This is a genomic window from Pedobacter sp. JY14-1, from assembly GCF_029269825.1.
In the GTDB taxonomy this organism is placed as follows: Bacteria; Bacteroidota; Bacteroidia; order Sphingobacteriales; family Sphingobacteriaceae; genus Pedobacter.
On the sequence record NZ_JARJHU010000005.1, the window covers coordinates 494457 to 505131 of the forward strand.

At 49.6% G+C, this 10675-nt stretch carries 8 protein-coding genes and 1 tRNA gene; 6 read left to right on the forward strand and 3 right to left on the reverse strand.

The features are described from left to right. Positions 1-18 precede the first annotated feature (18 nt). Positions 19-1464, forward strand: a complete 1446-nt coding sequence (locus tag P2W84_RS12715) for a DUF4419 domain-containing protein (protein WP_276090521.1) — start codon at positions 19-21, stop codon at positions 1462-1464. On the opposite strand, the gene P2W84_RS12720 is transcribed toward P2W84_RS12715, so the two are convergent. Further along, positions 1461-2369: a glutamate--tRNA ligase family protein gene (locus tag P2W84_RS12720; RefSeq protein ID WP_276090522.1), complete on the reverse strand. Its 909-nt coding sequence runs from the start codon at positions 2367-2369 to the stop codon at positions 1461-1463. The two genes, P2W84_RS12715 and P2W84_RS12720, sit on opposite strands and share 4 nt — an antisense overlap. Positions 2370-2501: 132 nt before the next feature. On the opposite strand from P2W84_RS12720, the gene P2W84_RS12725 reads away from it, so the two are divergent. The 4 genes from P2W84_RS12725 to P2W84_RS12740 all read left to right on the forward strand — a co-directional run bounded on the left by P2W84_RS12725 (position 2502) and on the right by P2W84_RS12740 (position 5668). Further along, positions 2502-2575 (forward strand) — tRNA-Asp (locus P2W84_RS12725). 576 nt (positions 2576-3151) lie between these two features. Next, complete coding sequence (locus P2W84_RS12730; protein ID WP_276090523.1) at positions 3152-3790, forward strand: hypothetical protein; 639 nt, start codon at positions 3152-3154, stop codon at positions 3788-3790. Further along, positions 3787-4644: a nucleotidyl transferase AbiEii/AbiGii toxin family protein gene (locus P2W84_RS12735; RefSeq protein WP_276090525.1), complete on the forward strand. Its 858-nt coding sequence runs from the start codon at positions 3787-3789 to the stop codon at positions 4642-4644. The genes P2W84_RS12730 and P2W84_RS12735 overlap by 4 nt, the downstream gene beginning before the upstream one ends. An 88-nt stretch (positions 4645-4732) precedes the next feature. After that, positions 4733-5668, forward strand: a complete 936-nt coding sequence (locus tag P2W84_RS12740; RefSeq protein WP_276090526.1) for a hypothetical protein — start codon at positions 4733-4735, stop codon at positions 5666-5668. A 12-nt stretch (positions 5669-5680) separates the two neighbouring features. Here P2W84_RS12740 and P2W84_RS12745 read toward each other — a convergent pair whose 3' ends face one another. Continuing rightward, a complete protein-coding gene (locus tag P2W84_RS12745; protein ID WP_276090527.1) occupies positions 5681-6412 on the reverse strand; it encodes a methyltransferase in 732 nt (243 codons plus the stop codon). A gap of 95 nt (positions 6413-6507) precedes the next feature. Here P2W84_RS12745 and purL point away from each other — a divergent pair, with 95 nt between their 5' ends. After that, the gene (purL, locus tag P2W84_RS12750; RefSeq protein WP_276090528.1) at positions 6508-10173 is read left to right on the forward strand and encodes a phosphoribosylformylglycinamidine synthase; all 3666 of its coding nucleotides are present in this window, start codon (positions 6508-6510) and stop codon (positions 10171-10173) included. On the opposite strand, the gene P2W84_RS12755 is transcribed toward purL, so the two are convergent. Then, entirely contained in the window at positions 10170-10622 is a 453-nt protein-coding gene (locus P2W84_RS12755; RefSeq protein ID WP_276090529.1) for an Rrf2 family transcriptional regulator, read from the reverse strand. The genes purL and P2W84_RS12755 overlap by 4 nt on opposite strands. Between the last annotated feature and the right edge of the window lie 53 nt (positions 10623-10675).

Here is a 10675-nt window from a genome sequence, read left to right on the forward strand (position 1 = left end):
AACCAATTGACTGCCTGTATGAAATTGCAAATTTTCCGCGCCGGAGCAGGTTATTGCCTGACAGTTGCGCTGCTTGCGTTAATGCCACTCTCTTCGCAGGCGCAGCGCAAGGTAGTCCTCGAGATAGAAAAGCTAAGTAAACCTGAAAAACTGCTCGGGCTTACGCCGGTTAAGAAGATCTATGAGAATATGATCATTTCCGGTTCCGGTATTGAAAAATATGAACTTAATGATTTCAAGGAATTTAAGACCGACATCGTAGCCTTCAGCGACAGGAACGGGCAACTCGTGGATATGGGTGCCCATGCCTTTTTCAACGGGATGTACCAGGCTTACGCCGACCATCGTCCTTTTGTGCTTTCACCGGATATGATGTGGTTGCTGATTGCACAGGGTTTTGCAAGGCATGTGAACAGTGATCCGAAACATTACCGTAAATATTTTACCAACCGTAGTGGCAAGACGAATCTGGTAGTAGAGAACAAGAATATCAGGCTGGAAGACCCAAACAGCCCCTGGGAAAAAGTATTTCCGGAATTTACCACGCAGATTGGCGGGTTTTCCGGAAAGGAACTCCAGCAAATAGCCACCTCAGACTTCAGCACGACAGATGCCACCGCCAGGCTGGCGTCGGAAGTGACGCTCATGGAAGCGGTAAAGCCCTATTTTGAGTTCGTCGTTATTTCTATAAGCTGCGGCATTCCTGAAATTACACTGGAAGGGACAACAAATGATTGGAATAAAGTGCTCGAGAAAGCCCGGTATCTGAAAAAGTACGAACTTGACTGGTGGATTTCCGAAATAGAACCATTGCTGCAGCAGTTTGTAAATGCCTCGCAGGGTAAGACCGACAAGCAGTTCTGGATGAATATGTTCAAGTACCATACGCTGGAAAAGTACGGCAAGCCGAAAGTGATCGATGGATGGATCGTCAAATTCTTCCCTTACGACAGAACCGGCAAACGCAACGGTCTTAAAGAGATATATTCCGGCAGCGGCAATCTCCCTTCGGAAATGGTCAAGGTGGATATGACCTATATTGCCATCGACAACAAGGAGACAAAAACGACTCCCCTTGAAATATGGGCGGGATTTACAGGACTGGAACAAAATCCTAAGACCTTTGCGCTCAAACCAAAGATTGGATGGATGATCCGAAAGAACGACGGGCAGAATAACCCCATTGCAAAAAAAATGATGTTGCTGGATACTACACAATTTAGCGGCGGCATCATGGTGAGGGTAAAATCTGTACCGAAAGAAATACTGGATCTACGGGAGGTGCGTTCGCTGGATATCTATTTTGTGGACGAAATTGACATTCCTGAGGAAATGGGCAGGATCAAAGTAGGAAGGTTAAACGTCCACGGAAAAATCTCTCAACCTGGGATTGACCGGATCCTAAAACTATTGCCGGACACCAGAATCACCATCAATGATAAGACCTACAACGACGACCGTTAATGACCTTGCTGGTTGAGCATAGCGTTACCCAGTTCTCGCCAGTCACTAAACGGATGGTTCAGGCCTGCCTGCTTGCCAATATGCGCAAATACTGCTTCTTTGCGCCATCCTTCCTTCCGCATGTGCCGGATGGAGGTGGCCCCGGCGGATTTAGATAATTTGGTACCGGCGGCATCGCTGAGCAACGCATGATGGTAAAAGGTATTCTGCCCGAACTGTTCATTTCCCATGGCATCCGCAAGCACGAGCTGTGCGCAGGTGGACGACCAGAGGTCTGCTCCCCGGACGATGAAGTCTACCCCAAAATGCAGGTCGTCGATGACGGAAGTGAGCTGATAAGCAGGGAAGCCGTCTTTTTTGCGAACGACAACATAGCCCTGGTCGGTGGGCAGAGCGGTATGAACAGGGCCTTCCGGGCTAAGCATCGTCACGGGAAAGCCCGCGGTAACGTTTAACCGCCAGCAAGTCTCCGGTGCGTCAAACGGCAGGTCGCGCTGGAGGCAGTGCCCATCGTAGCCCCCGCCCCCACTACGGGCGATACGGGTACGCGAGCAGTTGCAGGCAAATAGCCTTCCGGCATCACGGAGCTGAAGGAGGGCCTGCTCATAAAGCGGCATCCGGTGCAGCTGGGAATAGTTGCGGAGAAAATCATCCGCATTGCGGGGGCCTTCCTGCCAGGAAATTTCCAGGAAGTCCAGCGTATCAAAGATGTCACGAATGTATTCGGGCCTTACGCGGGCCTGGTCAAGATCGTCGATGCGCAGGAATATGGGGATGCCATGACGTTCTGCCAGTGTTGCGGTGATGATAAAAGACAGCGCGTTGCCAATGTGCAGAAAGCCGCTTGGCGTAGGCGCTATCCGGGTTTTATGGTATTTCTGAGGTTCTGCTGTGGGCTCATCCATAGGCTGAACGTGAAGTACCGAAAAAAATCTGCACAAAAAAAATATTATTTACTGGATAATTCGGCGAACAAATCTATATTTGCGCTCCCGAAACAATGATCCAGGGCTTAACGCCAGGGCAATTTCGGAAACGGTTTGGTAGTTCAGCTGGTTAGAATGCCGCCCTGTCACGGCGGAGGTCGCGGGTTCGAGTCCCGTCCAGACCGCTAAAAGAGCCGCAAGGCACATCAAAAGCGCTTAGACCTGTGATCTAAGCGCTTTTTTTACACCGAAAATCCGCATAATACCTCAACATTTATGACTCAGTCAGCGACCTATTCGGCGACTGGTTCGGAACACCTAATTTAGTCGCAACATTAATAATTAACTAATTATAAATCAATTATTTGAAATCATAAATTTGACCTTAAACACCTCATTTTTACATCAAATTTTTGGTTTAAAAATGAACAGATCAGGACTCAATCGGATGAGGTTAAACGACCTCAGTCCCGTTTGCTCCAAGGTTCGGAAACCAGCAAAATTAGTCAAAAAACTAGTTTTGATGACTAACTTGGTGACCTGTTTTGAATCTTCAAACAAGGTCACCAAACAAGAGGTTAATGATGTCCTGGACAGTTATTAGTAATGAAAATGCCCCAGAATTTACGGGGCGTCATGTAACATAATTAATAAATTATCGGAAAAAATCCGATTAATGACGTTATATTGAACATATATATATGTAAAATATTTTTACGTTAATCGGATAAATTCCGATTAATTAGTTATAATTTTACATTATGGATTTCGATGACATGTTAACCGATTATGCTGAAGAGCCATTGACGCGGCAAATTATTTTATCCTTGATTAAGGACTACAAGCGTCCTAATGATAAGATCGGGGAGCTCATGAAATCAGGCGAATTAACAGGCGTCAAGAACGGACTATATATACCTGGTCCTAATAGTAAGATAGCCAGGCCAGAACCGTATTTAATCGCGAACCACCTTTGGGGGCCAAGTTATATTTCAATGGAAACTGCTTTATCTTACTGGGGGCTCATCCCGGAACGGGTTTACGAAATCACTTCGGTTACCATTAAGGCATCCAGAAAATACAAGACAAATGCCGGAAGATATACGTTCAGGCATTGCCCGCTTCCTTATTATTCCTACGGGATCAAGGGTGTCCAACTGTCGCCAAAGCAAAACATATTGATGGCATCGCCAGAAAAAGCGATTTGCGACCAGATCATCATGACCTCCGGCATTCACCTGCGCAGTATCACCCAGGCTATTAAGCTGCTTACTGACGATCTGCGCATAGACGATGATAAATTGACCGGGCTCGACCTTAGGATGATGTCAACCTGGCTTGACGCCGCACCGAAGAAGTCCAGCTTAACAATGTTAATTAAAGCACTGCAAAGTTTATGATCATATCTGATTGGTTAAAAGAATATAACCCCCAAAATCAGCAGGAAGCGTTTGACGCCCTGCGGGAGATCATGCAGGAGATAACGCTTGCTGGCCTTAGCCGTTCAGGCTTTTTTGAAAAAGCGGCATTTTATGGGGGAACCGCCCTGAGAATATTCTATGGCCTGAACAGGTATTCGGAAGACCTGGATTTCTCCCTGCTCGAAAAAAACCCAAGCTTTTCGCTGGAACCTTATTTTCAGGCGATCGTAGATGAGTTCGCCTCGCTCGGCATTACCGTAAGTTTGAAGGAAAAGCAGAAATCTGTAGGGTCCAATGTTGAGTCTGCCTTTTTAAAATCAGATACCGTTTGGAAGGAACTGGTGCTGGAAAAGGTCGTCCCGCAAACCGGCATTAAGTTAATGCCTCAAATGAAAATTAAGATCGAGGTAGACAGGGACCCACCTTTAGGATTTGCTACGGAGGAAAAGTTACTTACACGGCCAATATCTTTTTATATAAAGACCTTTACCCTGCCGAGTCTTTTCGCAGGCAAAATGCATGCGCTATTATTCAGGAAATGGCAAAGCCGAGTGAAAGGCAGAGATTGGTATGACCTGGAATGGTACATTAAAAAAGGCATACCACTTGATTTGCACCACTTCTTGTTAAGGGCGCGCGATACCAGGGACTGGAAGGAAGAGACCATTAATAAAGAGCAGGTACTGACGTTGCTTAAGGAAAAAATAAACGAAGTCAATTTTGAACGTATTAAAGAGGATGTAATACGGTTTATCCCGGACGACGCGGCTTTAAAAATATGGAGCGCCAAATACTTTGCGGATCTGATTGAAAAGCTAAAGTTCGCAGAATAGGGCTGCACAGCCTATATCGACGATAACTGACTAAAATCGCTATCTTAGAAAATCCTGCTGACACGCAGGCTCCACCGTTATTACTGACATGAGAAAAATAATGTTCACCGCGGTTTGTGCCTTATTTGCCCAAACGGCAGCTGCAAGACAACAGGTACCGAAAGTAAATGCTTACCTGGAAACGATAGAGATAAAGACGGGTAAGCGAAAAGTCATTTACCAGGACACCGTGCTTTTCGAAGCGCCGAACTGGTCAAAGGACGGGCAGTTTCTGCTGATCAACCAAAAGGGAAAGTTGCACAAGGTATTTCTGAAGGACGGGAAAAAAGTGCAGATCGGTTTCCCGGCCAACCTTACGGCCAATAATGACCACGGGATATCACCGGATGGCAGACAGGTGGTGATCAGCAGCGGTGTGATTGAGGCAAACGATACCCTGAAGCACGGTGGATGGTCGGTTTTGTACACGGGCAGCATTGAAGGCGGTGCCCTGAAAAGAGTGACGCAACGTGGTCCCTCCTACTGGCATGGATGGAGTCCTGACGGAAGTACACTGGCATTTGTAGGCGAACGGAATGGCGGAAAAGACCTGGATGTTTTCACGGTATCCCTCAAAGATGGTAAGGAAACTCAACTGACGCAAGGCGGCGGGCTGGATGACGGCCCGGATTATTCTCCTGACGGAAAATACATTTATTACAACTCCTTCCGTACGGGCCGGATGCAGATCTGGCGTATGGATGCTGATGGCAGCAACCAGGTCCAGCTGACGGATGACCAGTACGCGAACTGGTTTCCCCACCCTTCACCCGATGGCAGACAACTGGTCATACTGACATTTATGGAAGACCAGTTGCAGGAACATCCTTTCGGTAAGGACGTGCAGCTCAGGCTGCTTGATCTTGCTTCAAAGAAGTTATCGCCCCTTACACCGGTTTTCTTTGGCGGGCAGGGAACGATCAATGTTCCTTCCTGGTCACCCGACGGGAAGTCGCTGGCTTTTGTCCGGTATGAACTGAGATAGGGCCGATTGTGATCAGTACGCCAGGAAAAAGTCTTTCAGCAGCAGCTGATATGCATTGCTGTGGGTGCCTTGCTGATCGTAAATGCAAAACTCTTCACGTAGGACAGGGCTTTCCGTGCAGCTGAGACAAATGATCTTGCGGATGACCGGTTTGCTGCTGTCGGACCGGACACTGACTTCGCTTTTAAGATAAAGTCCGAATTCACGGCACATACCACTAGTAATGAGATCGGCCTGCTTTACGGGGAGTATCAGCCATAGTAAACCCTCATCGCTGAGCAGTCCGGAGGCTTTGCGGAGCATGGCCGTAAAGAAATCCTCACTGGCATGCCGTGCGATGCTTTTCCGCTGTTCAGGATTTTTCAGGTCATTGACGAAATAAGGGGGATTGGAAACGATCAGGTCGTATTTAAGCGTGTGCTGATAGTCTTCTATTGCGGTGTGCTGAACCCTCAGGCGGCCTGCAAAGGGAGAGGCGGAAAAATTGGCGGCAGCGGTAATGCTCGCCTGCTGATCGATCTCGACAGCATCCACGCTGGCTTGCGGAAAACGCTGCGCAAGCATTAAAGCAATAACACCCGTGCCGGTACCGATGTCGAGGATACGGGCACCGTCATCATCCGGAAGGCGGGTATGCGGCAACCCGGCCAGGGCACCTATCAGGACACCGTCGGTATTGATCTTCATGGCACAACCCTCCTGATTGACCTGGAATTGTTTGAACCTGAAGATATGTCTTCCCATAGGCGTGTAAAGATGCGGAAAACATGGAATATATTGATCGGGAACTCCCCCATTTTAAAATATTAACCGTAAATTTGCGGCTTGAAAATTAAAGCATGATTTATTTCTTCTTAAGTCACTCTGAAACAGTTTTCGCCTTGCAAATTGAACGGGAACTGACCACCTCTGACATCACTAAACTGGAATGGCTCTTCGGCGGCGCCAGGCTGAGCACAGAAACTACCCTCGACGGTACGTTCGTAGGACCGCGTGCGGCGATGATTACGCCATGGAGTACCAATGCGGTAGAGATCACCCAGAACATGGACATTCAGGGTGTGGTGCGGATAGAAGAGTTCAAACGGGTAGCTGAGGACTTTTCGGGATACGACCCCATGCTTTCACAGAAATACGGCAGGCTTGACCAGGGCATCTATACGATCGATATCCGGCCGGAACCTATACTGGAGATTACCGATATTGCAGCCTATAACAAACAAGAGGGGCTATCCCTGAGCGAGGAAGAAGTGGCTTACCTGGAAGGGCTGGCCGGGAGGCTCGGGCGCCCGCTGACCGATTCGGAAGTGTTCGGCTTTTCGCAGGTGAACTCGGAGCACTGCCGCCACAAGATCTTCAATGGCAGGTTTATCATTGACGGTGAGGAAAAGCCTGCTTCGCTGTTCAAGCTGATCAAAAAGACTTCTGAAGAAAACCCAAATGATATTGTTTCTGCGTACAAGGACAACGTTGCCTTTGTTAAGGGACCTGTAGTTCAGCAGTTTGCCCCCAGACGTGCAGATGAACCCGATTATTATGCGGTCAGCGACTTTGAGTCGGTCATCTCGCTGAAGGCCGAAACCCACAACTTCCCGACGACAGTCGAGCCTTTTAACGGGGCGGCGACAGGCTCCGGCGGGGAGATCAGGGACAGGCTGGCCGGCGGACAGGGTGCATTGCCCCTGGCAGGTACGGCAGTATATATGACCGCGCTTTCCCGACTGGAACAGGGACGTCCCTGGGAAAAAGGGGTCGAAGAGCGTCAGTGGCTGTACCAGACGCCTATGGACATCCTGATCAAGGCAAGTAATGGCGCGACGGATTTCGGCAATAAGTTCGGACAGCCACTGATCACCGGATCGGTGCTGACCTTCGAGCATGAGGAGGAAGGCCGTAAACTGGGCTTTGACAAAGTGATCATGCTGGCAGGTGGTGTCGGATACGGCAAGGCCAGCCAGGCTAAGAAACATAAACCTTCGGAAGGCGACAAGATCGTGGTACTGGGCGGTGAGAACTACCGCATCGGTATGGGTGGCGCAGCGGTATCTTCGGCAGATACGGGTGCCTTTGGTACCGGCATTGAGCTGAACGCGGTACAGCGCTCCAACCCGGAAATGCAGAAACGCGCGGCCAATGCAGTGCGCGGCATGGTGGAAAGCGAGTACAACAGCATCATTTCCATCCACGACCACGGCGCAGGCGGTCACCTGAACTGCCTCTCGGAACTGGTCGAAGAGACCGGCGGTAAGATCGACCTGGACAAACTTCCGGTAGGTGACCCTACCCTTTCGGCCAAAGAGATCATTGGCAACGAATCTCAGGAACGCATGGGCCTGGTGATCGGCGAAAAAGATATTGAGACACTGCAGAAAATAACTGACCGTGAACGTTCACCGATGTACACCGTAGGAACGGTGACCGGCGACCACCGGTTTACCTTTGAATCGGCCAGCACCGGCATTAAACCGATGGACCTGGAACTGAAGGACATGTTCGGCAGCTCGCCGAAGTTTGTCATGGAAGACCAGACTGTAGAACGCAATTACGCACCGGTAGTTTATGATGCCGCAAAGTTCAGCGAATACCTGGAGCAGGTGCTGCAACTGGAGGCCGTGGCCTGCAAGGACTGGCTGACCAATAAGGTAGACCGCTGTGTGGGCGGCCGTGTGGCCAAGCAGCAGTGTGCCGGGCCGCTGCAATTGCCGCTGAACAATGTGGGCGTAATGGCGCTGGATTTTCAGGGCAGGGAAGGTATTGCCACCTCTATTGGCCATGCGCCGGTATCGGCACTGATTGACGCAGGGGCCGGCAGCCGGATCGCGGTGGCGGAGGCCCTGTCCAACCTGGTATGGGCACCGCTGAAGGACGGGTTGAAAAGCGTATCGCTTTCGGCCAACTGGATGTGGGCCTGCAAGAATGAAGGTGAGGATGCACGTTTGTACGAAGCGGTACAGGCCTGCTCGGACTTCGCCATTGCACTGGGCATCAATATTCCGACTGGAAAGGACTCTTTGTCCATGAAACAGAAATATAAGGACGGTGATGTCATTGCGCCCGGTACAGTGATCATTTCCGCGGCAGGTAACTGTAACGACATTACCAGGGTCGTGGAACCTGTATTGCAGAAGGATGGCGGTGCGATCTATTACATCAATCTGTCTGCTGACGGATACAAGCTCGGTGGCTCTTCCTTTGCGCAGATCCTGAACAAAGTGGGCAACGAGACCCCTGATGTAAAAGATGCAGCGGCCCTGAAGACTGCCTTCAATGCGGTCCAGGAACTGATCGGGGCCGGACTGATCGAAGCTGGCCATGATATCGGCAGCGGTGGCCTGATCACTACCCTGCTGGAGCTTTGCTTTGCAGACCGTAACCTGGGCGCAAAGATTGACCTTTCCGCACTTGGCGAGGCTGACCTGCTGAAGGTACTGTTTGCGGAAAATATCGGACTGGTTTTCCAGGCAGACGCCGCCGTGGAAAGTCTGCTTTCCGCTAAGGGTGTAAGCTTCAGCAAGATTGGGGAAGTGACGGATTCAGCTGTTCTGGAGATCAGGAATGCCGGAGCTGAAGCACTGAGCCTCGATATCGACCACCTGAGGGATGTCTGGTTTAAAACGTCCTATCTGCTGGATATCCGGCAAAGCGGTGCCGAAAAGGCCAGACAACGCTACGACAATTATAAGCACCAGGTGCTGAAATATAATTTCCCGGCAGATTTCAGCGGCAAAAAGCCGGTGATCGACGGAAGCAAACCAAGACCGAAGGCGGCAATTATCCGTGAAAAGGGAAGCAACTCGGAGCGGGAACTGGCCAACGCAATGTACCTGGCCGGCTTTGATGTAAAAGACGTACACATGACCGACCTGATCTATGGCCGCGAGACACTGGAAGACATCCAGTTTATCGGCGCGGTCGGCGGGTTCTCGAACTCTGACGTACTTGGTTCTGCAAAGGGCTGGGCCGGTGCGTTTATGTATAACGAAAAGGCAAGGATCGCACTGGAGAACTTCTTTGCCCGTCCGGATACACTTTCCGTGGGTATCTGTAACGGTTGCCAGCTGTTCATTGAACTCGGCCTGATCAACAAAGACCATGAAGTGAAGCCTAAGATGCTGCACAATAAAAGCGGCAAACACGAAAGTATCTTTACTTCGCTGACGATACAGAAAAACAACTCGGTCATGATGTCCAGCCTGGCTGGCGCCACGCTGGGTGTCTGGGTATCGCATGGCGAAGGACGTTTCCAGTTACCTTACGAGGAAAGCAGGTACCGCATCGTGTCGAAATACGCTTATGAGGCTTATCCGGCCAGTCCTAATGATTCAGATTTCAATACGGCAATGCTCTGCGATGAGTCCGGCCGTCACCTGGTCATGATGCCACATATTGAACGTTCACTGTTCCAGTGGCACTGGGCGAACTATCCGAAGGGACGCAAGGATGAAGTGACGCCCTGGATGGAGGCTTTCGTTAACGCAAGGAAGTGGATTGAGGAACATTATTAAGGGAAAGGTGCTATCTTTTTTAATCTGGTAACTCCTGAATTTAAGTCTTCATTGAACTCCCCTATCGTCGTGTTTTCCAGCATTTGGCGGATACGTTCCCTGATTGCCTTGAATTCATGGTGCAGTGGGCATGGATCGGTTTCAGAACAATAATCCAGACCCAGGCCACATCCCGTAAAAAGGCCATTACCATCAACGGCCTCAACAACTTCAGATAATTTTCTGTTGAGGGTGGTATCATCCATAAAAAAGCCTCCATTGGGGCCTTTAGCAGACTTTATGATGTTTCTGCGTACCAGATTCTGCAAAATTTTAGCTAAGAAGTGCTCCGGGGAATTAATTCCCGTCGCTATTTCCTTAATGCCTACCCTTCCACCATTGGCGGTCCGGTGTGAGATGAAGAAAACGGCGCGCATCGCATATTCACAAGTCTTAGAGAATACTCCCATAGCAGGAGCAAAACTAAGTAAAATTTCAATGAAAGTTCTGTTCCGTGGATGAG

What these genes read in the sequence shown, in the direction of transcription:
- P2W84_RS12715 (WP_276090521.1), top strand. Translation starts at nt 19, where the DNA reads ATGAAATTGCAAATTTTCCGCGCCGGAGCAGGTTATTGCCTGACAGTT.
- P2W84_RS12720 (WP_276090522.1), bottom strand. Translation starts at nt 2,369, where the DNA reads ATGGATGAGCCCACAGCAGAACCTCAGAAATACCATAAAACCCGGATA.
- P2W84_RS12730 (WP_276090523.1), top strand. Translation starts at nt 3,152, where the DNA reads ATGGATTTCGATGACATGTTAACCGATTATGCTGAAGAGCCATTGACG.
- P2W84_RS12735 (WP_276090525.1), top strand. Translation starts at nt 3,787, where the DNA reads ATGATCATATCTGATTGGTTAAAAGAATATAACCCCCAAAATCAGCAG.
- P2W84_RS12740 (WP_276090526.1), top strand. Translation starts at nt 4,733, where the DNA reads ATGAGAAAAATAATGTTCACCGCGGTTTGTGCCTTATTTGCCCAAACG.
- P2W84_RS12745 (WP_276090527.1), bottom strand. Translation starts at nt 6,412, where the DNA reads ATGGGAAGACATATCTTCAGGTTCAAACAATTCCAGGTCAATCAGGAG.
- purL (WP_276090528.1), top strand. Translation starts at nt 6,508, where the DNA reads ATGATTTATTTCTTCTTAAGTCACTCTGAAACAGTTTTCGCCTTGCAA.
- P2W84_RS12755 (WP_276090529.1), bottom strand. Translation starts at nt 10,622, where the DNA reads ATGGGAGTATTCTCTAAGACTTGTGAATATGCGATGCGCGCCGTTTTC.